Origin of the sequence: Streptomyces sp. M2CJ-2 (assembly GCF_016757295.1) — a bacterium.
In the GTDB taxonomy this organism is placed as follows: Bacteria; Actinomycetota; Actinomycetes; order Streptomycetales; family Streptomycetaceae; genus Streptomyces.
Window position 1 is genome coordinate 23,562 of record NZ_JAESIF010000055.1, and the last position, 21,900, is coordinate 45,461.

Genomic DNA, 21,900 nt, shown 5'->3' on the forward strand with positions numbered 1-21,900 from the left:
GTGACCAAAGGATTCGGAGCCCTCGGGCCCACGGATTGGTCCGATTCACCGGAAGGCTAGAAAAGGTGGATGGCGAGGTGCCCGAGCGGCAGTCCGAGCTGCCACGCCGGTGTCCACACCTTCGGTCCCTCGTCCTCGCCGGCCCCCGCACCGCCGCCCGGCACCGCGTTCAGATCCGGCGCGAGCAACTCCGTCTCCCGCAGCCAGCGCCAGGCCGACCGGGCGAGTTCCAGATCGGGCCGCGCCGTGTTCCGGCCGGCGGCGGCGCTTTCCGCGGTCAGGTCCGCCAGGCGTCCCTGCACCCACTCCTGCCACGGCTGGTCGTACGCGGTCAGTGACAGCCAGGTCTCCAGCTGGGTGATCACCCGGATGCCGGAGAGTTCGCCGTCGGCGTCGGACAGGAAGACGGTCAGTGCCAGCGCGTCCCGGCCGGCCCGGAACTCGAAGGACGTCGGCGGCATCAGGTCGCCGCTGCGCAGTAGTTCGTCGGCGATGTACTCGGCGTACAACCAGGCCATGGGGACGGTGAGTTCACCGTCTCCGATGTCGTCAGTGCTCTCTTGCCCTCTGTGCGGCATCCCTTTCAGCCTTCCTCCGGTACGTGCGCGTCGCCCGATCCGGGCTCCCGGTCCGCAACACGGATGAGGACAGCCGATTACTCAACCGGGGTCGTCGGCAAGGCGCTTTACGGAGGCTTGACCCGGCCGTCGGTTTCACCGCAGGTCGGTGGCGTATCCCGGAAGCACCCGGCGCAGGGCCCGCAGCGCGTAGAACGCGCGGGACTTCACGGTACCGGGCGGGATGCCGAGGGCGGCCGCGGCTTCCGCCACACTCGCCCCCTGGAAGTACACCAGCACCAGGACTTCACGGTGTTCAGGAGTGAGTGTCTTCACGGCCTTGCGGACATCGAGCGTCGCCGCGGCCCGCTCGGCGTGGTCGGAGGTCACCCGCGCGTTCTCCAGCACCGCGTCGCCCACCTCGGCGGGCCGGGCCTGCCGTGCCCGCCGCGCGTCGATGGCGAGCCGCCGCCCCACCGTCATCAGCCAGGGCCGTACGGAGTCGAAGTCGTCGGCGCGCAGGGCCTCGGGATGCTGCCAGGCCCGTACCAGGGTCTCCTGGACGAGGTCCTCGGCACGCTGCCGGTCCCCGTCGCAGAGCCGCAGCAGCAGTGCGAAGAGGGGCCGGCCGTGCTCGCGTTGCAGGGCGGCGAGTTCGTGCTCGGCGGTTGTCCCGTTCGTGAGTGTGATTCCGGCCGTCATGGCGGTATGGCAGCGCACGGCGATCCCCGGGGACAGGGAGCGCACAGGAGCGTGCGGCGGACGGTCGATCGCGTCGACGAACGGTTCGACGAACGGTCGCGGCGGCCGTTCGCGCACGCCGGACGGCTCAAAACAGCGTGTCGGAGCAGTGATGAACCGGAAGTTGATCCTTACCTATTTGTCAGCAAATACGACAGTGAAGAGATTCGTACCGGGGTGAAGCGATGATTGCACGCAGTAGACAGGTGGCCCTGGCCCTCACCACCGTCCTCGCCGCGGGCGCCGCCTGCCAGGCCCAAGGCCACCACCCACCGGAATCCGGCCATCCGGGTGCCTCGGCCGCGCGGGACCACGGCTTCACCCTGGTCGCCTCGGGGGACGTGCTGCCGCACGACTCGGTCGTCGACCGCGCCCGCTTCGACGCCGGACGGGTCGGCCACGACTTCCGTCCGATGCTCTCCGGGGTCCGTTCCGTCGTCGCCGGAGCGGATCTGGCGCTGTGCCACACGGGAACCGTGTACGGCGCCGACGGTGACCACGGCGGCCACCCCGCCCTCACGTCCCCGCCCGAGCTGGCCCGGGGCCTCGCCGCCACCGGCTACGACGGCTGCTCCACCGCCTCCGACCACGCCCTGGACGACGGCGTCGACGGCATCCGGCGCACCCTCGACACCCTCGACGGCGCGGGCGTACGGCATGCCGGGACGGCCCGCACCGAACATGAGGCCCGTGCGGCGACCGTGCTGCGCGCGGGTCGGGCCGAGGTCGCCCATCTCGCCTACACCTACGGCACCGACGGCCTCCCGCTCCCGCCCGACCGGCCCTGGGCCGTCGACCTCATCGACGAGACCAGGATCCTCGCCGACGCCCGCGCGGCCAGGAAGGCGGGCGCCGACGTGGTCGTCGTCTCCCTGCACTGGGGCACCGAGTGGCAGGAGGCCCCCGACGGGCAGCAGATCGCCCTGGCGCGCTCACTGACCGCCGCCCGCACCGGCGACCGCCCCGCCATCGACCTGATCCTCGGCACCCACGCCCATGTCCCGCAGGCCTACGAGAAGGTCAACGGCACCTGGGTGATCTACGGGACGGGCGATCAGATCGCCGGTGAGACGACCGAATCCGCCGGCACCCCGGACCCCCGCGGCAACCAGTCCACGCTGGGCCGCTTCACCTTCGCCCCGCCTGCGCGTCCGGACGGGCGCTGGGAGGTGACGAAGGCCGAGTTCGTCCCCCTCCTCTTCGACGTGGACGCCGGCCGCGTGGTCAACCTCAACCGGGCCCTCCGAAAGGGTGCCGAAGTGCGTTCCGTACGAGACCGGATCCGTGACGTGGTGCTGAGTCGGGGCGCGGCGAAGGACGGACTGGTCATGGGGGAGTAGACCGTTTTGCCGAGGCGGCGATCAGTTCACGTCCACGGTGTCGAACAGCGTCAGCATCTGTGCGAGGACCCGCACGCAGGTCCGTACGTCGGCGTCCGTGAGGTCGCCGCCGACCTCCCGCAGCACGGCGTGCTCCCGGGCGACGACTGCCGCGATCGCCGCCCGCCCCTCGTCGGTGAGCCGGATCAGCGACGACCGCTGGTGGGCGGGGTTGGGGGTGCTCTCCACCAGGTCCCGCGCCGCGGCGTCGTTGACCATGCGCTGCACGAACTGACGGCTGATCGCCTGCGCGCGGCCCATCTGGGGCACGGTCATCGGACCGTGCTTGTGCAGCAGGTCGAGCACGGCGCGTACGCCGACGGACAGGCCCTCGACAGCCTGAGCCTGTTTGCCGGTGTACGCGTCCTGTGCGTCCTGTGCGCCTTGTGCGCCTTGTGCGCCTTGTTCTACTTTTCGCTGCACCCGCCGGTACAGCGGGCCGATCAGGTCGAACACCTCCATCAGGCGCGGGCCGAGTTCGTCGGGTGAAAGGGGCCTGTCGGTGTCGTTCCCGGTGTTGTTCACCTCCTCATCATGACACCGTGGTTGCCAAATTTCGCCGAAAGTGACACCTTGGTTGTCATGAATACGGTTGCGGAACTCCGTTACTTCACCTCCTCCGACGGTGACCTCGCCTACCACGACAGCGGCACGGGAGACCCGGTCGTCCTGCTCCACTCCGGCTTCGTCGACCACCGGCTCTTCGCGGACCAGATCCCGGCCCTCGCCGCCCACCACCGGGTGATCGCGCCCGACGTACGCGGCCACGGCTCCTCCGCCAACGCCACGCAGCCCTTCCGCTGGGCGGACGACCTCGCCGCCCTGCTGCGCCACCTCGACGCGGGGCCCGCGGTCCTGGTCGGCGTGTCGATGGGCGGGGCCATCGCGACCGACACCGTCCTCGAACATCCGGATCTGGTCCGCGCGGTCGTCGCCTGCGGGGCGGCCACCAGTGAGTTCGAGTACACCGATCCGTGGTCCCGCCGGATCCAGGCCGAGTTCGCCCGCACCCTGGGCGCCGGGGACATCGAGGGCTGGCTGAACGCCTTCGTGCGGGTCGCGCCGGGCGAGCACCGCGGCCCGGACGGCGTCGACCCGGACATCCCGCGCCGACTGCGGGAGATGGCACTGCACGCGATCTGCAAGCACACCCCGGACGAGAAGGACCTGCGCGTCCCCGTCACCGGCACCTGGGACCGCGTGCCGACGATCGACGTGCCGGTGCTCGCGGTCAACGGCTCACTCGAACCAGCCGACCTGACCGCGGCGGCGGAGCGTCTCGTCCAAGAGGTGCGCGACGGCCGCGCCGCCACCGTCGAGGGCGCGGGACACTACGCGTGCATGGAACAGCCCGAGGTCTTCAACGAGATCCTCCTCGACTTCCTGCGCACCCTCTGACGCTGCGGAACCCGGGGCACCACCGTCACCGGCCGCACGTACACCACGGCGAGCAGTGCGTGCTGCCGCCGCGCCGAACCGGACGCGTGGGCCGCCGCGCGCGGTGAGGAGGCGGAGCCGTCCACTCCGACCACGATCACCTTCGGTCCGTCCGTGCCCCGTTCGAACTGCGTGGAGTGCTGTTCCGCCACGGTGCGGAGGCCGACGGAACCCGGCACCGGCGGAGTCTGGGCCGAGCGGGTGGAATCGTCCCGCCGGACCGGTGCCACCGAGGTGGGCCCGTCCCCCGGCGGGCGACTGATGAGTCATGCAGAAGGATCAGTTGCTCACCCGGCGCCGGGTGCTGCTCACCGGTGTCGGCGCCGCCGTCGTGGGGGCGGCCGGCACGGCCGGAGTCCTCATGACGGGCGCCGGTACCGAGGCGGCACGCCCCGCCCCGCCCGCCGCCGGAGGCCTGGCCGCCGGTCGCCCGCTCAAGCCCTCCGCGTACCGCCTCAGGCCCCTCACCGGCTACGGCTCGCCGAGGAGCGTGCCCCGCAGGACCCAGGTGCGGAGCGCACCCCTGCTGCGCGTGTCCGGACGGGGCCGCACCATGGTGCTGACCTTCGACGACGGACCCGACCCCCGCTACACCCCGGACATCCTCGACACGCTCGCCGCGTACGACGTGCGGGCGATGTTCTTCGTGTGCGGGGAAATGGCCTCCTACCACAAGGGTCTGCTGGCCCGTATGTCCGACGAGGGGCATGTCGTCGGCAACCACACCTGGTCCCATCCCCTGCTCACGACTCTCCCCCGGAGCCGGATCCGCTCCGAGATGGAACGCACCAGCGATGTCATCGAAGACGGGTACGGCGAGCGCCCCCAGTGGTTCCGCGCGCCCTACGGGGCCTGGAACCGCGCCGCGTTCCGACTCGGCGCCGAACTCGGCATGGAACCCCTCGCCTGGACCGTCGACACCCTCGACTGGACCTCCCCGGGCACCCGCGCCATCGTCGACCGGGTGAAGAACGGCGCCGCCCCCGGCGTCGTGGTGCTCTCGCACGACGCCGGGGGCGAGCGGTCCCAGAGCGTGCGGGCGCTGCGCGACTATCTGCCCGAACTGCTGGACTCCGGCTACCAGGTCACCGTGCCCCGTCGGCAGTACACCTGACACCGGACGGACGCCCCGCCCGGTTCGGGCGGGGCCCGTTCAGCGGACCGCGGCCAGCCGGGCGAAGACGACGACGTTGCCGTCGTAACCGTCCTGCTGGGTGAAACCGCCTCCGCAGGTGATGACCCGCAACTCCGACGTGCCTTTCGAGTTGTAGACCCGGTCACCGGGAAAGTCGTTCTTCGCGAAGACCTCGACGCCGTAGATCTCGAAATCCGCGGTCTTTCCGTCCTTGCGCTCGATCTCGACGTGATCGCCCTTCTTCAGCGCGCCGAGCCCGTAGAAGACAGCAGGCCCCTGGTGGTTGTCGACATGGCCGACCACGACCGCCGTGCCCTTCTCACCGGGGGTGACGCCCCCGGTGAACCAGCCCGCCAGATTGGGGTCCTCGGGCGGTGGCGCGTCGACCCACCCCTCCGCGTCCAGACCCACCGCCATGACCGGCGCGTCGACCTGGATCGCCGGAATCCTGACCCGGCCCGGCACCGAGTACGGCAGCGGTGTCACCGAGCCGCCCGCGGCGTCACCGGGCGCCTGGTTGTTGGTGGCGGCCGCCACGGCGGGTTGCGGCGGCCCCGCGTCGAACTCCCCCGAACCGTTCCGGATGAGCGCGAGGCCGGTGAGCAGAGCCAGCGCTATCACGCCCCACGGAGCACGCTTCTTCCGCCGCGCCTCCTCTTCGATTTCCGCTGGCTCGAAAGCAGACATTCGCTTTTCCCCTCTCGACACGGCCGTCGCCGCGTCACTCGCGCATGGCAGAAACGTAAGTGCCGCGCGTGCGACCGGCGAGGGGGGAAAGGCGAACGGGTGGCCGGGCCGTCATCGGTGCGCCATCCGGGGTTCCGCCGAACGGAGATCTTCTGACAGTCCGTGACCTGCGGTGATATCCGAATGCGTGAATGTGTGCGGGCATCTTCTCACCGGTACGGACCATTGTCGAAATGCGCGCCGGGGCAGTGCAACTGAGGGTTTTGCTGGGAGGCGCTTTCTCGCCGATCGACCGGGGACCGGCCCCGGGGCGCCTTCCGCGGAGGAACACATGCGCAAGTCACGTGCCCTGGCGTCCGCGGGCGCCGCGGTCGCCGTCCTCGGGCTCGCCGCCCCGGTCGCCGTCGCGGACGGTGGCGGGGACTTCAGCCCGTCCAACATCGTCGCCCTGCCCAGCGCCATCGCCCGCGGCGGCCAGCTGAGCATCACCGTCGACGGCTGCCCCGACGGCGGACACGCGACGTCCAACGCCTTTCCGAGGACCGAACTGAGGCCCAGCCACGGGGGAGGCGGCACCGCGAGGGGCATCGCCACCGTCGACTTCGACGCCCGCGCCGGCTCGTACGACATCACCGTGCACTGCTCCGGTCGGAGCCTGACCCGACCGGCCGCCTTCACCGTCCTCGGCGGGGTCCGCGGCGGCCTCGGCGGCAGCAGCACCGACGGGGCGACCCCGACCGACATCGCCATCGGCGGCGGGCTGGTGACCGCCGCGGTCGCCGCCGGCGGTGTCTTCTGGATGCGCCGCCGCGCCGAGAAGCAGATCTGAACCCCGGCCCATTCGGCGGCCGTTTCTCGCACGTGTGACTTCAGGGCTGTGCCCCGGATCCCGCCCGGATCCGGGGCACAGCCCTGAAGTCGTGAAATCCCGCCGGGCGGAGCCGTCCTCCGTGCCGTCGCGGCGGGAGCGACGCGTATCGCGTGCATGGCGAGTCCTCCAGGTCCCGAGGAGCGACGGCGGACGTGTTCCGCTCGCGCCGGAAATGCGCCTCGATGCACGAAACGCTGGAAAGCCGCACCGGATCGCGCGATCGCAGTCGTGCGAACGGGGTATCGCTGTGGGCCGCGCGGGGGGACCGCGTTACGGCAGCCGGGGGACGTGCACGGCGTGGCGCATGCCCCCGTGGCGGGTGCCGTGGTGGGCACCCGTCAGCCTCCGACGTGGGGGAACAGGAGGAGGAACGGATCGGCCGAGGCGGCGAGACCCCGGCTGAAGGGGGCGTCGAAGTCCCAGATCAGAAAGAGCAGGAAGGCGATCAACGCGGAGAACAGTCCGGCGAGGACCAGCTCCCGGCCGGTGCGGCGGATCTGCAGCGCGAAGATCATTCCGATGGTGATGACGGCCCCGGCGATCAGCCCGAACCACACCACGCCCGGCATGGTCTCCCCGGTCGACTCCGCCCGCGCGGCGCGCGCCTGGTCGGCGGCGGACACCTGGTCGACGAGCGGCTGGTAGGCCTGCGCCTCGAAGTCCGTCCGCGGTTCGTAGTCGGTGACGTCCCGGCGGACCCGGTCGAGGAGGTCCGTCCCGCGTTCGGTGACCCGGCCGTCGTCGGCCATGACACGCCACTCGGTGGTGACGACGTGTCCGACATAGGCGTTGACATCGCCCCGAATGCGATCACGTACGTCGGCCGGATAGATCCGTACCCGCTCCGAGATCTCGTGCAGCGCCACCGCCTCCGCCCGTACATGCTCCTGCGCCGCGCTGCGACCCTCCCAGACGCCGGCGATGGCCAGGCCCAGGACGATGGCGTACACCACGCCGATCCACATCGTCATGTACTCGATGACGTCCGGGGTCTCGCTGGGGTCCTCGTCGTCGGCGGCCGCGCGGTGACGTACGAGAGTGATGACGACCACCACGACGCAGACGGCCAGCATCGCGAGGGTGAGAACAAGCCATTCCGGCAAGAGGTGCCTCCACGGCAGGAAGGGCCCTGGGCGGGCGCTCGGGTTCAGCGGGGCCGCAGGGCGGCGACGGCGACCACGGCGGGCGTGGTGATGAGCAGGACGAAGGTGAGGGGCGACGTGGCGCCGCCGGAAGGCCGTTTGGCCGGAGGTGCCGCCCGGTACCGCGGGTAGTGCACGGGCGTCGCGGACGGAGGCGGCGTGGGCGTGGGGGTGGCCGAGGGCGCCGGGACCGGCGAGGGACGCGGCGGCGGAGCGGACGTGGGCGGGGGAGGAGGCGTGGGAGCCGGACGGGCGGGCGGTGGCGTGGGGCGGGCCCGACGCGGAGGTGGCGGAGGCGGCGGTTCGGGCTTCGCCGTGGGGGTGGGCTTCGGTGTCGGAGAAGGCGGAGGGGGCGGGGGAGCAGGGGGTGGCGGGGTCGGTGTGGGTTCGGGCGGCGGTGGAGGTGGCGTGGGTGTGGGTGAACAGAGAGGGGGGAGCGGCCAGGTCATGCTGCCGGCGACCGCCACCGCCTCCGTCCCCCCCGGGCCCGTCGAGGCGTAGGCGCAGGCGTCGGCCGTCGCCGCGCCAGGGGCGCCGACGAGTGCCCAGGCCAGCGTCGCCATCGCCAACGCGCGTGCGGCGAGCGCGGATCGGGTCGGTACAAGTCCTTGCACGACGGAGATCATGAGCCGAGACGGGCCGGTGCACGCGCGGGCTGCGGATGAATGCCCCGATGGAGTCAAATCCGTCATCTCCCGGTTGGCTCCGGGCTGATCACCCGTTGGGAAACGGCGTACTGGCGTGCGATGCGGCAGGGGCACGCAGGCGGAACGGGGCGGAAGTACGGGTTCCGGAAGAAATATGGGCCGCCGTTGAACACGGCAGGTGCCTTCATGCGTACTCCACGTCGAGCGGCGGCGCAGCAGGGCGCTGCAACACCCTTGTGATGATCTGGAGTTGAGATGAAGACCTCCTGGCGGACCGCCTCACTGGTGGTGAGCGCCGCGGCGGTGCTGACGCTGACGACGGCGTGCGGTCAGGACACCGCGCCGCCGGCCAGCAGCCAGAACGTCGGCGCCTCGGCCGTGCCCGGGGACCTCGGGGGCATCGACACAGGGGCCGGTGCGGAGGCGTCCGAGACCCCCGCCGGCGGCGTGGGCACGCTGGGTGTCTCCACCAACGCCGAACTCGGCGAGCTGGTGACGGACGAACTCGGCCTCACGCTCTACCGCTTCGACCAGGACACCGCGCAGCCCCCCAAGTCCAACTGCGACGGCGACTGCGCCAAGACCTGGCCCCCGGTGCTCGCCGACGACGCCAAGGCCGGCAAGGGCATCGACGCGTCACTGCTGGGCGAAGTCACCCGGGCGGACGGAACCAAGCAGCTCACCGTCGACGGCTGGCCCGCCTACCGCTACGTCAAGGACGTCAACGCCGGCGACGTCAAGGGCCAAGGCGTGGGCGGCAAGTGGTTCGGACTGACCCCCGAGGGCAAGAAGGCGCAAGCGGCCGATCTGCCCGGTCTGTCCACCCGCAAGGACCCCGAACTCGGTGAGATCGTCGTAGACAAGGACGGCATGACGGTCTACCGCTTCATGAAGGACGAGGCCTGGCCGAAGCCGGTCTCCGCCTGCACCGGTGCGTGCCTGGAGAAGTGGCCGGTGGTGGCGCCGGTCGACATCAACGACACCAAGGGCATCGAGAAGAAGAACTACATGAAGTTCACCCGTCCGGACAACGGCGTCGAGCAGCAGACGATCTACTGCTGGCCGATCTACACCTTCGCCGGTGACAAGGCCCCGGGTGACACCAACGGCCAAGGCGTCGGCGGCACCTGGTACGCCGTGCGCCCCGACGGAAAGCCGGTCGGCGCGCCGGAGAAGTAGCGACCTCCCCAGGAAGCCGTCCACTTCGGCACCGTCGATCCCGGTCCGCCCCTCCGCGCCGCACGGAGGGGCGGACCGTTTTGCTGTGATTCACCGGAACTCGTGGAAATTTCGGCGGCCTTCTCCCCGCGTTTCACCGCACGCCGGAACTCTCCGGAATGCCGCAGGTACTTTTCGTGACGTTTTTTACGGGCGTCAATTTGGTATGTGCCACTGGCAGTGACCGGGAACGGATGGTCAATTTCCGTTCGGGGTCGCTCCCTTGGCGGGCGATCAGTAGCCTCGGCTCGGACACCGGATCGCCTACGCTGTGGAGAGATACATGGAGCGTCCCGCCTGGGCCCCACGGAGCATCGACATCACGGTGCCCAGTGTTTCCCGGATGTACGACTACTACCTGGGCGGTTCGCACAACTTCGAGGTCGACCGGGAAGCGGCCCGCAGGGCCATGGAGTTCATGCCGGGACTGCCCAAGGTCATGCAGGCGAACAGGGCGTTCCTGCGCCGGGCGGTACGTTTCGCGGTCGGTGAGGGTGTCACCCGGTTCCTGGACATCGGCTCCGGCATCCCGACGTTCGGCAACGTCCACGAGGTGGCACAGGAGGCCGCTCCCGGCGCGCGGGTGGTCTACGTCGACCACGACCCGGTGGCCGTCGCGCACAGCCGGGCCGTCCTCGAGGGCAACCACGGCGCGGGCGTCGTCGCCGGGGACCTCCGAAAGCCCCGGGACGTCCTGGCGAGTTCCGAGGTGGGGCGCCTGATCGACCTGAACCGGCCGGTGGCGTTGCTGCTCGTTGCCGTACTGCACTTCGTGGAGGACGCGGACGACCCGTACGCGGCGGTGGCCGAACTGCGTGAGGCCCTCGCGCCCGGCAGTATGCTGATCCTCAACCATGCCTCGTACGAGGGAATTCCGTTGCCCCCGGAGCGGGCCGGTGGCGCGGTGGACGTGTACAAGGACATCCGCAACCCGCTGATCATGCGCTCGCGTGACGAGATCGCGCGGTTCTTCGAGGGGTACGACATGGTGGAACCCGGACTGGTGCCGATGTCGCGGTGGCGGCCGGACACCGCACCGGAGGACGAGGATCCCTACGAGCTCTCCGGGCTCGCGGGCGTGGGGCGTACCGCGTGAGCGCGGAGCCGGACGGCCCGGAGGGCAGACTGCGCCGGTTCGCGACGATCTGGAGCCGGGCGGTCTTCCCCGTGACCTCGACGTCGTCGACCCGGCCCGAGTTCGAGGAACAACTGCTCCCGCTGGCCCGGCGATTGAGCGAAGCGCTGCTGGCCAGGGCCTTCGACCCGGACGTCGGCCAGGCGGTCGGCGCCGCCCTGATCCAGGTGCACTGCACCGACCCGGAGGCGCTCAGCCGGACCCTGGACTGTGTGGACGCCTACCTCGTCCTGTACTGCGGCGGGGACGGCGACCGCGAGGACCTGCGGGCGCGCAGCGCCAGACTGCAGCACGCCATGGCCGCCGGTTTCGCGCGGGCGCTGCGGGAGCGGACGCTGGCCGAGCAGGAGGCCGTCGCCCGGGCCGCGCTGGAGGCGCAGGGCGCGGTGGCGCAGGCCCTGCACGCCACCGAGGCCAGGTTCCGCGCGGTCTTCGAAGGCGCGGCGATAGGAATCGGCATCGCCGACCTCGACGGCAACGTCCTGCAGGTCAACGGCGCCCTGCGGCGCATGTTCGGCCTGTCCGAACAGGGCCTGCGCAGCCGCAACGTCAGGGAGTGGACGCACCCCGACGACGCCCCGCAGACCTGGAACCTCTACGGCGAGCTGGTCCGCGGCGAGCGTGAGCACTACCACCTCGAGAAGGCGTTCCACCGGCCTGACGGAACGGTCCTGTGGACCAATCTGACGGTGTCCCTGCTGCGCGACGCCGACGGTGAACCGCAGTACCAGCTCGCCCTGATGGAGGACACCACCGAGCGGCGGCTGCTCAACCTCCGGCTGCGCTACGAGGCCACCCACGACGCGCTCACCGGTCTGCCCAACCGCACGTTCTTCTTCGAGCGGCTGGAGAAGGCGCTCGGCGCCGGCCCCGGACAGCGCTTCGGCCTGTGCTACCTCGACCTGGACGGCTTCAAGACCGTCAACGACAGTCTCGGACACGCGGCCGGCGACCGGCTGCTCGTCGAGGTCGCCGACCGGCTCCAGTCCTGCGCCACCGCGCCCGGCGAGATGGTCGCCCGGCTCGGCGGCGACGAGTTCGTGGCGCTGACCACGGGGCCCGACACCGAGCACACGGTCGACGAGCTCGCCGCCCGCATCCTGAACACGCTGCTCGCCCCCATCGGCGTCGACGGCCGCGACCTGACCGTGCGCGGCAGCATCGGCGTCGTCGAGGGACCGGCCGGGGAACGCAGCCCGGCGGAGGTGCTGCGCAGCGCCGACATCACCATGTACCGGGCCAAGTCGGCGGGCGGCAACCGCTTCGAGCTGGCCGACCCGGAGTCCGACGCCCGCGCCATCACCCGGCACGGACTCACCACGGCACTGCCCTCGGCCCTGGAACGGGGCGAGTTCTTCATCGAGTACCAGCCGCTGGTCCACCTCGGCGACGGCAGCGTCCGGGGCGCCGAGGCGCTGGTGCGCTGGCTGCACCCGCAGCACGGCGTGCTGTCCCCGGACCGGTTCATCCCGCTCGCCGAGCACACCGGGCTGATCGTCCCGCTGGGCCGCTGGGTGCTCGAGCAGTCGGTGCGCCAGGCCCGCGCGTGGCAGGAGCGGCACGGCGGCGCGGAGGCGCTCGGCCCGCTGCGCATCAACGTGAACCTCTCGCCCTGCCAGCTCACCCACCCCGGTCTGGTCCAGGACACCGTCGACATCCTGGAGCGCACCGGTGTCGAGCCGGACGCGCTGTGCCTGGAGGTGACCGAGTCGGCACTGATCGGCGCGGACGACGACCTGCTGAAGCCGCTGCGGCGGCTGGCGGAGATGGGCGTGGACATCGCCCTGGACGACTTCGGCACCGGCTACTCCAACCTCGCCAACCTGCGCCGCCTCCCGGTGAGCGTCCTCAAGCTGGACCGTTCCTTCACCCAGAGCATGCAGCAGTTCCCGGCCGACCCGGTCGACCTCAAGATCGTCGAGGGGATCGTCTCCCTGGCCCACAGCCTCGACCTCGCCGTCACGGTGGAGGGGGTGGAGACGGGGGCGCAGGCCGAGCAGCTCCGCCTGCTCGGCTGCGACACGGCGCAGGGCTGGTACTACGCCCGTCCCGGCCCGCCGGAACGCCTGCACGACCTGGCCCTGGCCGACGCGACGGGCTGACGCCGGGCGGACCGGCCCGCCTGCTCACCGCTCCAGGAGCATCCGCTGAAGTTCCCGGGCCGCGCGGGGCGGAGCCACGTCGCTGCGATGGGCCAGGGCGATGGTGCGGTGGAGGCCGGGGCGGGCCAGGGGGGTGACCCGCAGGCCCTGTCCGGACCGCGCGGCGACCATGCGGGGCACCACGGCGACGCCCAGCCCCGCCCGCACGAAGCCCAGCACGGCGTCCATCTCCCCGCCCTCCACCGCGAAGTCCGGTTCGAAGCCCTCCGCACGGCACGCGGCCACGGTCAGCTCCCGCAGGTCGTAGCCGTGCCGGAACATCACCAGCCGCTCGCCCTCCAGATCGGCGACGCGCACGGTGCGCCGGCCCCGGCCGGGCTGAGAGGCGTCCGGGGAGGACACCACCACCAGGTCCTCGCGCAGCAGCTCCACCGTGGTGAGGGCGGGGGAGGGGGTCGGCAGGGGCAGGACGACCAGGGCCAGATCGAGCGCACCGCGGGCCAGCTCCCGTACCAGGTCGTGGGAGCCGCTCTCCTCGACCAGCAGCCGGACGCCCGGGTAGCGGTCGTGGAAGGCGCGCAGCACGTCCGGCAGCAGACCGGTGCACAGGCTCGGCGTCGCCCCCAGGCGTACCCGGCCGCTGCGCAGCTGCACCAGCTCCTGCACCTCGTGCCGGGCCGTGTCGGCGTCGGCCAGGATGCGCCGCGCCAGCGGCAGCAGCGCCTCGCCCGCGTCGGTGAGCGTGATGTTGCCGCGCGCCCGCAGGAACAGGTCCGCCCCCAACTCCCGCTCCAGCGCCTTGATCTGCTGCGAGAGGGACGGCTGCGCGACATGGACCGTTTCGGCGGCCCGGGTGAAGTGCCGGGTCTCGGCGACCGCCACGAAGTACTGGAGCTGCTGGAACTGCATGGGGCCACCATAGGCCTTCCATAGATGACGGCTATGGAAACGAGCTGGACCATGTCTTGGACCGATGGGGTCCTTTGGCCCTAGCGTCTGTGACATGGCTCTGGCAACGCGGACGGACCGACGGCCGTCCATGGCGCGCACCGTGTGGGACTCGACCGTCGGCAAGAAGACAGTGATGGCCGTCAGCGGTCTGGTCATGCTGCTCTACCTGGTCGCCCACATGATCGGCAACCTGAAGATCTACTTCGGGGCCGTCGAGTTCAACGAGTACGCACACTGGCTGCGCACCCTGGGCGAGCCCCTCCTGCACTACGAGTGGGCGCTGTGGCTGGTCCGGGTCGTGCTCGTCGTCGCGGTCGTCGCCCACGCCGTCTCCGCGTACCAGCTCAGCCGCCGCGACATCAAGGCGCGCCCCAGCAAGTACGTCCACAAGAAGGCGCGGGCCAGTTACGCCACGCGCACCATGCGCTGGGGCGGGATCATCCTCGCCCTCTTCATCGTCTGGCACATCCTCGACCTGACCACCGGCACCGTGCACTCCGGCGGTTTCGAGACGGGCAAGCCCTACCAGAACGTCGTGGACACCTTCTCCACCTGGTACGGAAACGTCATCTACATCGTCGCGGTGCTCGCCCTCGGAATGCACATCCGGCACGGCTTCTGGAGCGCCGCCCAGACCCTCGGCGTCGGCAGCCGCACCCGCGACCGCGCGCTCAAAGCCGCCGCCAACGTCCTCGCGCTGCTGCTCACGATCGGCTTCGTCGCCGTACCCGTGGGCGTCATGACCGGAGTGGTGAGCTGAAATGACTGCCTACGCTGCTTACACCGAGTACGCGACCGGTGAGCCGGTCGCCGACACCAAGGCCCCGTCCGGGCCGATCCACGAGCGCTGGGACACCCGCCGCTTCGAGGCCAAGCTGGTCAACCCCGCCAACCGGCGCAAGCAGACCGTGATCGTCGTCGGCACCGGTCTGGCCGGCGGCGCGGCCGGGGCCACACTCGCCGAACAGGGCTACCGCGTCATCCAGTTCTGCTACACGGACTCCCCGCGCCGGGCCCACTCCATCGCCGCGCAGGGCGGCATCAACGCGGCGAAGAACTACCGCAACGACGGCGACTCCGTCCACCGCCTCTTCTACGACACCGTCAAGGGCGGCGACTTCCGGGCCCGCGAGTCCAACGTGCACCGCCTCGCGCAGATCTCCGTGGAGATCATCGACCAGTGCGTGGCCCAGGGCGTGCCCTTCGCCCGCGAGTACGGAGGTCTGCTGGACACCCGCTCCTTCGGCGGCGTCCAGGTCTCCCGCACCTTCTACGCCCGCGGCCAGACGGGCCAGCAGCTCCTCCTCGGTGCCTATCAGGCGCTGTCCCGGCAGATCGCCGCCGGGAACGTGGAGATGCACGCGCGCACCGAGATGCTCGACCTCGTCGTCATCGACGGCCGGGCGCGCGGGATCGTCGCCCGGGACCTGATCACCGGGAAGATCGACACCTACTTCGCCGACGCAGTCGTCCTCGCGAGCGGCGGCTACGGCAACGTCTTCTACCTGTCGACGAACGCCATGAACTCCAACGCGACCGCCGTCTGGCGGGCGCACCGGCGCGGCGCGTACTTCGCCAACCCCTGCTTCACCCAGATCCACCCCACCTGCATCCCCCGCACCGGCGACCACCAGTCCAAGCTGACGCTGATGAGCGAGTCGCTGCGCAACGACGGCCGCATCTGGGTGCCGAAGGCGAAGGGCGACGACCGCCCGCCGAACGAGATCCCCGAGGACGAGCGCGACTACTACCTGGAGCGCATCTACCCGTCCTTCGGCAACCTCGTCCCCCGCGACATCGCCTCACGCGCCGCGAAGAACGTCTGCGACGAGGGCCGGGGCGTCGGCCCCGGCGGCCAGGGCGTCTACCTGGACTTCGCCGACGCCATCGGGCGCCTGGGGCGGGAGGCGGTGGAGGCCAAGTACGGCAACCTCTTCGACATGTACCAGCGGATCACCGACGAGGACCCGTACCGGGTGCCGATGCGGATCTACCCCGCGGTGCACTACACGATGGGCGGCCTGTGGGTCGACTACGACCTCCAGACCACCGTCCCCGGCCTGTTCGCCATCGGTGAGGCCAACTTCTCCGACCACGGAGCCAACCGCCTCGGCGCCTCCGCGCTGATGCAGGGCCTGGCGGACGGCTACTTCGTCCTCCCCGCCACCATCAACGACTACCTCGCCCGCAACCCGCACAAGGACGAGGTCGACACCGGCCACCCGGCGGTGCAGGAGGTGCTGGCCGAGACCGAGGACCGGCTCAACCTCCTGCTGTCCGTGGACGGCGACCGCACCCCCGACTCCTTCCACCGCGAACTCGGCGAACTCATGTGGGAGTTCTGCGGCATGGCCCGTACCGAGTCGGGCCTGCGCAAGGCGCTGGAGCGCATCCCGCAGATCCGTGAGGAGTTCTGGCGGCGGATCAAGGTGCCCGGCACCGGCGAGGAGTTCAACCAGTCGCTGGAGCGGGCCAACCGCATCGTCGACTACCTGGAGCTCGCCGAGCTGATGTGCCTCGACGCGCTGCACCGCTCCGAGTCCTGCGGCGGTCACTTCCGCGAGGAGTCCCAGAGCCCCGAGGGCGAGGCGGCCCGCAAGGACGAGGAGTTCTCCTACGCGGCCGCCTGGGAGTTCACCGGTACCGGCGAAGCCCCCACCCTGCACAAGGAAGACCTCGTCTTCGAGTACGTCCACCCCACTCAGCGGAGCTACGCATGAAGCTCACCCTGCGCGTCTGGCGGCAGAAGAACGCCGACGCCGACGGCGCCATGTCCACGTACGAGGTGGACGGCATCTCGCCCGACATGTCCTTCCTGGAGATGCTCGACACCCTCAACGAGGAACTCACCCTCAAGGGCGAGGACCCCGTCGCCTTCGACCACGACTGCCGCGAGGGCATCTGCGGCGCCTGCTCGCTGGTCATCAACGGTGACGCCCACGGCCCCGAGCGCACCACCACCTGCCAGCTGCACATGCGGTCCTTCAAAAACGGCGACACCATCGACGTCGAACCGTGGCGGGCCTCGGCCTTCCCTGTGGTGAAGGACCTCGTGGTGGACCGGTCGGCGTTCGACCGGATCATCCAGGCCGGCGGCTACGTCAGCGTCCCCACCGGCTCCGCGCCCGAGGCGCACGCCACGCCGGTGCCGAAGCCGGACGCGGACTTCGCCTTCGAGCACGCCGAGTGCATCGGCTGCGGCGCCTGCGTCGCAGCCTGCCCGAACGGCGCGGCGATGCTCTTCACCTCGGCGAAGATCAACCACCTCAACGTGCTGCCGCAGGGCGCGCCCGAGCGCGAGACCCGGGTGCTCGACATGGTGGCGCAGATGGACGAGGAGGGGTTCGGCGGCTGCACCCTCGCCGGCGAGTGCGCCACCGCCTGCCCGAAGGGCATCCCGCTGACCTCCATCACCGGGATGAACAAGGAGTGGCTGCGGGCCACGCGCAAGGGGGCCGGCCGGTAGCCACCGGGCGGGCAGTGGGAGAACGTTCGCCAGGGGGCGGACGGGCGGGACCGGGAGTGGTGCTCATCCCCGGTCCCGTCTGCCGTCCGGGTGACGCCCGGCATTCAGCATCCCCACATCCACACTCCCGGCCCAGGTCACGTGCACGCCAACCGGCACAGGCAGAAACAAGGGGAGCCCCACTTCCCCGCTCCGGCGCGTGACCAGGAGAGAGCCATGACCGGCGTGCTGACCGCAGACCACCCCGCGAAGCCCGCGGCACCCACCCGTTACACCGTCACCCTCGCCCGCGACGAGGAGGACGTGCGCGCCGCCCAGCGGCTGCGGCACGACGTCTTCGCCGGCGAGCTGGGCGCCCTGCTGTCCACCCCCCAGCCGGGCCTGGACGTCGACCCCTTCGACGCCTACTGCGACCACCTGCTCGTGCGCGAGGAGGTGAGCGGCCAGGTCGTCGGCACCTACCGGCTGCTGCCGCCGGAGCGCGCCGCGGTCGCCGGGCGCCTGTACGCCGAGGGCGAGTTCGACCTCGGCGCGCTCGACCCGATCCGGCCGGGCCTCGTCGAGGTCGGCCGCTCCTGCGTGCACCCCGACCACCGCGACGGCGCGGTCATCGGCCTCATCTGGGCCGGCATCGCCCGCTACATGGTCGACCGGGGCCACGCGTGGCTGGCGGGCTGCTGCTCCATACCGCTCGCCGACGGCGGCGCGCTCGCCTCCGCCACCTGGGACCGGGTGCGGGGCAAGCACCTCGCCCCCGAGGAGTACCGCGTACGCCCCTTGCTCCCGTGGCGGGCGAACCCCGGGGCGGCTGCGGCGCCCGCGGCCCGCACCGAGCTGCCCGCCCTGCTGCGCGGCTACCTCCGGCTCGGCGCCCGGGTCTGCGGCGAGCCCGCGCACGACGTGGACTTCGGCGTCGCCGACCTGTACGTCCTGCTGCCGATGGACCGGGTGAACCCGCGCTACCTGCGGCACTTCCTCTCCCTCGTACCGGCCTGATGAGCGTCTGGCTGCCCGCCGCGCCCTGCACCCCGAGCGGCTGTGTGGAGCCGACGAGGGCCGCGACGGCCGTACCGAGGGCGGTGCTGCGGCTGACGGCGGTCACCGTCCTGGTCCTCGCCGGGGTGGCACTGCTGCCGATCGGCCGGCGGGTCCCGGCGGGGCTGGTGGGCCGCTGGTGCCGGTGGATCGTACGGGCCGCCGGGGTCCGGGTCCGGGTCACCGGCGCCACCCCGCCCACCGGCGGGCTGCTCCTCGTCGCCAACCACATCTCCTGGCTCGACATACCGCTGCTGAGCGCGGTCCGCCCGGCCCGGATGCTGGCCAAGTCCGAGATACGGCGATGGCCGGTGGCCGGGCCGCTGGTCGGACGCAGTGGCGCCCTGTTCATCGACCGTGACCGCCTGCGCGCCCTGCCGGACACGGTCGCCCGGATCGCCGGGGCGCTGCGCGAGGGTGCGGCGGTCGCCGCCTTCCCCGAGGGCAGCACCTGGTGCGGCCGTCGGCAGGGCTCCTTCCGCCGGGCCGTCTTCCAGGCGGCGCTGGACGCCGGGGCCCCCGTCCAGCCGGTCCGCATCCACTACCGGAGCGCGCACGGAACGCCGGCCACCGCCGCGGCCTTCGTCGGCGACGACACCCTGTTCGCGTCCGCGTGGCGGGTGGTCTCGGCCCGCGGTCTGATCGCCGAGGTCGAGATACGGGCCGCGATCCCGCCGGGCACCCACGTCGACCGCCGCGCCCTGGCCGCCGCAGCGCAGCCGCCGACCGGCGGCCTCGGGCGGGAGCATCCGGTCGAAGACGTGCGACGGGGTCACCAGAAGTGAGCGCTGTTGAAAAATAAGTGCGGTTTATCCCTTACATGAAGTTTCCATGGTGTTGATGAGGACATCCGGACGGGAGTGACACCCTGAAAGGAGGGTGAGGCCAGATGATCACCCGCGATGAGGTCAAGATCCTCCTGGATCACCCCGTCTACGACGGCGAAGGCAGCAAGATCGGTGAGGCCAAGCACGTCTTCTTCGACGACATGAGCGGCCGCCCCGAGTGGGTGAGCGTCAGGACGGGCATGTTCGGCTCCAACGAGTCGTTCATCCCCATCCGTGACGCCGAACTGGTGGAGGACCACCTCGAAGTCCCGTACCTCAAGGAGAAGGTCAAGGGCGCACCCGACGTCGACGTCGATGCACAGGGCCACCTGTCGGAGTCGGAGGAACACCGGCTGTACGAGTACTACGGCATCGACTGGAGCGGTGTGCTGCGCGACGACACCAAGCCCTCCGGCGAGGGCCGCGGCGACCGGCACCCCGGCATGGGCAAGACGGGAACGGCCGGCGCGGCGGGCGCTGCCGGGGCGGCGGGCGCTGCCGGAGCGGCGGGCACGACGGGGACATCGGGTGCCGGTGGAACAGCCCGCACGACGGGCAGGGACCGGACGGTGTCCACGGCGAACACGACTGCGGCCGGCGCCGCGGGGACGTCGGCGACGACCGGGAAGGCGGGCCGGACCAGCTCCGCGGCCGCCGCCGGGACCACGGGGAGGACCACCGCGCGCGGCGGGCCGGGCGCCGATTCCATGACGCGCATGGAGGAGGAGATGCACGTCCGCGTCGAGCGACGCGAGACCGGACGGGCCAGGCTGCACAAGTACGTGGTGACGGAGGAGGTCGAGAAGACCGTGCCGGTGCGCCACGAGGAGGTGCACGTGGTGCGCGAGCCGATCACGGAGGCCGAGCGCGCGGCCGCGCTCTCCGGCACCGAGATCGGCGAGGCCGACTACGAGGTCACGCTGCACGAGGAGCGCCCCGTCGTGGAGACCAGGGCGGTACCCGTGGAACGGGTGCGGCTGACCATGGAGGAGCGCACCGAGAACGAGACCGTGCGCGGCCGGGTCCGCAAGGAGCGCATCGAGAGCGAGGGAGTGCCGGACGACACCCTGCGGAGCGACGACGCGACCCGGCGGGGCCGCGACGTCCCGCGGCGCGGCCGCGGCTGACCGGACGGAACCGCGTGCGCGCAGGTGAGGCTGTTCACCGGCGCGCCGCGCCGCCGTCCGTCCCCGGGAGGCCGGCGATACCGGCGAGCCGCCGGTAGGAGTCCAGCAGGGCCGTACGGTCGTGGGTACTGGTGGTGACCAGGACCTCCTGGGCACCCGTCTCCTTCAGCACCCTCTCCAGTTCGTCGGCCACCTGCTCCTCGGTGCCGGCGATGTGGCCCCTGAGCCCGGACTCGTACAGGTCGCGTTCCTTGGCCGTCATGAGGAGCGACTCGACGCGCTCGGCGGGCGGCAGCGGCGGAAAGGTGCCGCGGGTACGGGAGTTCGCCATCGACCAGGCCTCCGGAATCAGCAGCCGGCGGGCCTGTTCGGGGGTGTCGGCCACGGCGACCGTGCCGGAGATCACCACGTACGGCTCGCTCGCCCAGACGGACGGGCGGAACCGCGCGCGGTAGTCGTCGATGCCGCGGCGCATCCGGTCGCGGCCGCGCAGGTCGCCGATGACCATCGGCAGGCCCGCACGGGCGGCGATCGCCGCCCCCTCACCCGTGGCGAGCACGAACGGGGGCACGGCCAGCCCCACGGCCGGGCGGGCGCGCACCCCGGTGGGGGAGGTGCCGCGGAACCAGCCGAGCAGCTCGTCGATCTGGGCGCCGAAGTCCTCGGCGTCGTCCTTGTCGCGGCCCAGGGCCTTGCGCACCCCGCCGGTGAAGCCGACCGAGCGGCCCAGGCCCATGTCCACCCGCCCCGGGAAGAGAGACTCCAGCACCCCGAACTGCTCCGCCACGACGAGTGGTCGATGGTTGGGCAGCATGACCCCGCCGGTGCCCACGCGGATCGCCGCCGTCGCCGCGGCGACGGCGGCGGCCAGCACCGTCGGCGCGGAGCCGGCGACCCCGGGCACGCCGTGGTGTTCGGAGACCCAGAACCGGTGGTAGCCGAGCCGCTCCACCTCCCGCGCCAGCCGCACGGTGTCACGCAGCGCCTCGGGACCGGTGTGTCCCTCACGGATGCGGGAACGGTCGAGAACGGAGAAGCGGGTGCGGGCGATCAGCGGGGTCACACCTGGTTCAACGCCTGGTCCGCCACCGCATTCCCCTGCCCGGCCGGGCGGTGCGACCGACGGCGGAAAGCGCCCGCTCGCCGTGTTCGACCTGGACGACACCCGCGCGGACACCGCGCACCGGCAGCGGTGCCCAGGGTGCCGGTGAGAACCGTGTCAGTGCGCCACGAGGCGCTGGTGCGCCGTGAGGCGCGGTGAATCGAAGGAGGTGCAAGACCTCCTCGCCAGGCTGTCGCAGCAGCCTGGTGGGAGCTGAGCGCAGTCCGACCCGGGAGACGCCGGGGAGGGCGGGAAGCAGCGCTGATAAAGCCGGGACGGCCTGGAACTGCCAGACGGGTCGGGTCCGGCGAGCGAGATCAGAGGGTATACGAGAGGAACCA

21 protein-coding genes and 1 pseudogene are annotated in these 21,900 nt (G+C 71.4%); 13 read left to right on the plus strand and 9 right to left on the minus strand.

From position 1 onward, the window contains the following. Positions 1-56: 56 nt before the first annotated feature. Together JL475_RS29460 and JL475_RS29465 are read right to left on the minus strand one after the other, a co-directional pair. Positions 57-578 carry a hypothetical protein gene (locus tag JL475_RS29460; protein ID WP_202281017.1) on the minus strand — a complete coding sequence of 174 codons (522 nt, stop codon included), beginning with the start codon at positions 576-578 and terminating at the stop codon, positions 57-59. 135 nt (positions 579-713) lie between these two features. Further along, positions 714-1,259, minus strand: coding sequence for a sigma-70 family RNA polymerase sigma factor (locus JL475_RS29465; protein ID WP_202281018.1), 546 nt, complete (start codon positions 1,257-1,259; stop codon positions 714-716). A 224-nt stretch (positions 1,260-1,483) separates the two neighbouring features. Between JL475_RS29465 and JL475_RS29470 the strand changes: the two genes are divergently transcribed. Then, on the plus strand, positions 1,484-2,638 hold the full coding sequence (locus JL475_RS29470) for a CapA family protein (protein ID WP_202281019.1): 1,155 nt from the start codon (positions 1,484-1,486) through the stop codon (positions 2,636-2,638). Between the two features lie 21 nt (positions 2,639-2,659). Here the strand turns inward: JL475_RS29470 and JL475_RS29475 are convergent, their stop codons facing one another. After that, a complete protein-coding gene (locus JL475_RS29475) occupies positions 2,660-3,139 on the minus strand; it encodes a MarR family winged helix-turn-helix transcriptional regulator (protein ID WP_202281036.1) in 480 nt (159 codons plus the stop codon). 120 nt (positions 3,140-3,259) lie between these two features. Between JL475_RS29475 and JL475_RS29480 the strand changes: the two genes are divergently transcribed. Further along, on the plus strand, positions 3,260-4,075 hold the full coding sequence (locus tag JL475_RS29480; RefSeq protein ID WP_202281020.1) for an alpha/beta fold hydrolase: 816 nt from the start codon (positions 3,260-3,262) through the stop codon (positions 4,073-4,075). Here the strand turns inward: JL475_RS29480 and JL475_RS29485 are convergent. Further along, a pseudogene (locus tag JL475_RS29485) lies at positions 4,040-4,266 on the minus strand (universal stress protein); the annotation flags it as partial. The gene JL475_RS29480 and the pseudogene JL475_RS29485 overlap by 36 nt on opposite strands. 116 nt (positions 4,267-4,382) lie before the next feature. Here JL475_RS29485 and JL475_RS29490 point away from each other — a divergent pair. Beyond that, on the plus strand, positions 4,383-5,228 hold the full coding sequence (locus JL475_RS29490; RefSeq protein WP_202281021.1) for a polysaccharide deacetylase family protein: 846 nt from the start codon (positions 4,383-4,385) through the stop codon (positions 5,226-5,228). Between the two features lie 39 nt (positions 5,229-5,267). Here JL475_RS29490 and JL475_RS29495 read toward each other — a convergent pair whose 3' ends face one another. Then, on the minus strand, positions 5,268-5,936 hold the full coding sequence (locus tag JL475_RS29495) for a class F sortase (RefSeq protein WP_202281022.1): 669 nt from the start codon (positions 5,934-5,936) through the stop codon (positions 5,268-5,270). A 331-nt stretch (positions 5,937-6,267) separates the two neighbouring features. Here JL475_RS29495 and JL475_RS29500 point away from each other — a divergent pair, with 331 nt between their 5' ends. Next, positions 6,268-6,765 carry a hypothetical protein gene (locus JL475_RS29500; protein ID WP_202281023.1) on the plus strand — a complete coding sequence of 166 codons (498 nt, stop codon included), beginning with the start codon at positions 6,268-6,270 and terminating at the stop codon, positions 6,763-6,765. A gap of 380 nt (positions 6,766-7,145) precedes the next feature. Here the strand turns inward: JL475_RS29500 and JL475_RS29505 are convergent, their stop codons facing one another. Next, the gene (locus JL475_RS29505; protein ID WP_202281024.1) at positions 7,146-7,910 is read right to left on the minus strand and encodes a DUF4239 domain-containing protein; all 765 of its coding nucleotides are present in this window, start codon (positions 7,908-7,910) and stop codon (positions 7,146-7,148) included. Positions 7,911-7,954: 44 nt separating this feature from the next. Continuing rightward, on the minus strand, positions 7,955-8,086 hold the full coding sequence (locus JL475_RS41315) for a hypothetical protein (RefSeq protein WP_272932989.1): 132 nt from the start codon (positions 8,084-8,086) through the stop codon (positions 7,955-7,957). Between the two features lie 765 nt (positions 8,087-8,851). Here JL475_RS41315 and JL475_RS29515 point away from each other — a divergent pair. The 3 genes from JL475_RS29515 (at position 8,852) to JL475_RS29525 (ending at position 13,051) form a co-directional block, all read left to right on the plus strand. Continuing rightward, complete coding sequence (locus JL475_RS29515; RefSeq protein WP_202281026.1) at positions 8,852-9,775, plus strand: SCO0930 family lipoprotein; 924 nt, start codon at positions 8,852-8,854, stop codon at positions 9,773-9,775. Between the two features lie 322 nt (positions 9,776-10,097). Next, the gene (locus JL475_RS29520) at positions 10,098-10,910 is read left to right on the plus strand and encodes an SAM-dependent methyltransferase (RefSeq protein ID WP_202281027.1); all 813 of its coding nucleotides are present in this window, start codon (positions 10,098-10,100) and stop codon (positions 10,908-10,910) included. Continuing rightward, the gene (locus tag JL475_RS29525) at positions 10,907-13,051 is read left to right on the plus strand and encodes a bifunctional diguanylate cyclase/phosphodiesterase (RefSeq protein WP_202281028.1); all 2,145 of its coding nucleotides are present in this window, start codon (positions 10,907-10,909) and stop codon (positions 13,049-13,051) included. Before JL475_RS29520 ends, JL475_RS29525 begins: the two co-directional genes overlap by 4 nt. Positions 13,052-13,075: 24 nt before the next feature. Here JL475_RS29525 and JL475_RS29530 read toward each other — a convergent pair whose 3' ends face one another. Then, positions 13,076-13,960 carry a LysR family transcriptional regulator gene (locus tag JL475_RS29530; RefSeq protein ID WP_202281029.1) on the minus strand — a complete coding sequence of 295 codons (885 nt, stop codon included), beginning with the start codon at positions 13,958-13,960 and terminating at the stop codon, positions 13,076-13,078. 130 nt (positions 13,961-14,090) lie between these two features. Here JL475_RS29530 and JL475_RS29535 point away from each other — a divergent pair, with 130 nt between their 5' ends. The 6 genes from JL475_RS29535 (at position 14,091) to JL475_RS29560 (ending at position 20,457) form a co-directional block, all read left to right on the plus strand. Further along, a complete protein-coding gene (locus JL475_RS29535; protein WP_202281037.1) occupies positions 14,091-14,762 on the plus strand; it encodes a succinate dehydrogenase in 672 nt (223 codons plus the stop codon). 1 nt (position 14,763) lies between these two features. Then, a complete protein-coding gene (locus JL475_RS29540; RefSeq protein WP_202281030.1) occupies positions 14,764-16,722 on the plus strand; it encodes a fumarate reductase/succinate dehydrogenase flavoprotein subunit in 1,959 nt (652 codons plus the stop codon). Continuing rightward, entirely contained in the window at positions 16,719-17,468 is a 750-nt protein-coding gene (locus JL475_RS29545; protein ID WP_202281031.1) for a succinate dehydrogenase/fumarate reductase iron-sulfur subunit, read from the plus strand. The genes JL475_RS29540 and JL475_RS29545 overlap by 4 nt, the downstream gene beginning before the upstream one ends. A 216-nt stretch (positions 17,469-17,684) precedes the next feature. Then, positions 17,685-18,464 carry a GNAT family N-acetyltransferase gene (locus JL475_RS29550; RefSeq protein WP_202281032.1) on the plus strand — a complete coding sequence of 260 codons (780 nt, stop codon included), beginning with the start codon at positions 17,685-17,687 and terminating at the stop codon, positions 18,462-18,464. Further along, on the plus strand, positions 18,464-19,288 hold the full coding sequence (locus JL475_RS29555) for a 1-acyl-sn-glycerol-3-phosphate acyltransferase (protein WP_202281033.1): 825 nt from the start codon (positions 18,464-18,466) through the stop codon (positions 19,286-19,288). The genes JL475_RS29550 and JL475_RS29555 overlap by 1 nt, the downstream gene beginning before the upstream one ends. Before the next feature lie 104 nt (positions 19,289-19,392). Beyond that, positions 19,393-20,457 carry a DUF2382 domain-containing protein gene (locus JL475_RS29560; protein WP_202281034.1) on the plus strand — a complete coding sequence of 355 codons (1,065 nt, stop codon included), beginning with the start codon at positions 19,393-19,395 and terminating at the stop codon, positions 20,455-20,457. Between the two features lie 34 nt (positions 20,458-20,491). Here JL475_RS29560 and JL475_RS29565 read toward each other — a convergent pair whose 3' ends face one another. Continuing rightward, positions 20,492-21,520: an LLM class flavin-dependent oxidoreductase gene (locus JL475_RS29565; RefSeq protein ID WP_202281035.1), complete on the minus strand. Its 1,029-nt coding sequence runs from the start codon at positions 21,518-21,520 to the stop codon at positions 20,492-20,494. Between the last annotated feature and the right edge of the window lie 380 nt (positions 21,521-21,900).

Excerpts from the sequence above, each read along its gene's own strand:
- JL475_RS29545 (WP_202281031.1), top strand. The coding sequence starts at position 16,719 with ATGAAGCTCACCCTGCGCGTCTGGCGGCAGAAGAACGCCGACGCCGAC.
- JL475_RS29495 (WP_202281022.1), bottom strand. The coding sequence starts at position 5,936 with ATGTCTGCTTTCGAGCCAGCGGAAATCGAAGAGGAGGCGCGGCGGAAG.
- JL475_RS29490 (WP_202281021.1), top strand. The coding sequence starts at position 4,383 with ATGCAGAAGGATCAGTTGCTCACCCGGCGCCGGGTGCTGCTCACCGGT.
- JL475_RS29470 (WP_202281019.1), top strand. The coding sequence starts at position 1,484 with ATGATTGCACGCAGTAGACAGGTGGCCCTGGCCCTCACCACCGTCCTC.
- JL475_RS29535 (WP_202281037.1), top strand. The coding sequence starts at position 14,091 with ATGGCGCGCACCGTGTGGGACTCGACCGTCGGCAAGAAGACAGTGATG.
- JL475_RS29550 (WP_202281032.1), top strand. The coding sequence starts at position 17,685 with ATGACCGGCGTGCTGACCGCAGACCACCCCGCGAAGCCCGCGGCACCC.
- JL475_RS29530 (WP_202281029.1), bottom strand. The coding sequence starts at position 13,960 with ATGCAGTTCCAGCAGCTCCAGTACTTCGTGGCGGTCGCCGAGACCCGG.
- JL475_RS29480 (WP_202281020.1), top strand. The coding sequence starts at position 3,260 with ATGAATACGGTTGCGGAACTCCGTTACTTCACCTCCTCCGACGGTGAC.
- JL475_RS29540 (WP_202281030.1), top strand. The coding sequence starts at position 14,764 with ATGACTGCCTACGCTGCTTACACCGAGTACGCGACCGGTGAGCCGGTC.
- JL475_RS29560 (WP_202281034.1), top strand. The coding sequence starts at position 19,393 with ATGATCACCCGCGATGAGGTCAAGATCCTCCTGGATCACCCCGTCTAC.
- JL475_RS29520 (WP_202281027.1), top strand. The coding sequence starts at position 10,098 with ATGGAGCGTCCCGCCTGGGCCCCACGGAGCATCGACATCACGGTGCCC.
- JL475_RS29555 (WP_202281033.1), top strand. The coding sequence starts at position 18,464 with ATGAGCGTCTGGCTGCCCGCCGCGCCCTGCACCCCGAGCGGCTGTGTG.
- JL475_RS29515 (WP_202281026.1), top strand. The coding sequence starts at position 8,852 with ATGAAGACCTCCTGGCGGACCGCCTCACTGGTGGTGAGCGCCGCGGCG.
- JL475_RS29460 (WP_202281017.1), bottom strand. The coding sequence starts at position 578 with ATGCCGCACAGAGGGCAAGAGAGCACTGACGACATCGGAGACGGTGAA.
- JL475_RS29465 (WP_202281018.1), bottom strand. The coding sequence starts at position 1,259 with ATGACGGCCGGAATCACACTCACGAACGGGACAACCGCCGAGCACGAA.
- JL475_RS29500 (WP_202281023.1), top strand. The coding sequence starts at position 6,268 with ATGCGCAAGTCACGTGCCCTGGCGTCCGCGGGCGCCGCGGTCGCCGTC.
- JL475_RS29475 (WP_202281036.1), bottom strand. The coding sequence starts at position 3,139 with ATGGAGGTGTTCGACCTGATCGGCCCGCTGTACCGGCGGGTGCAGCGA.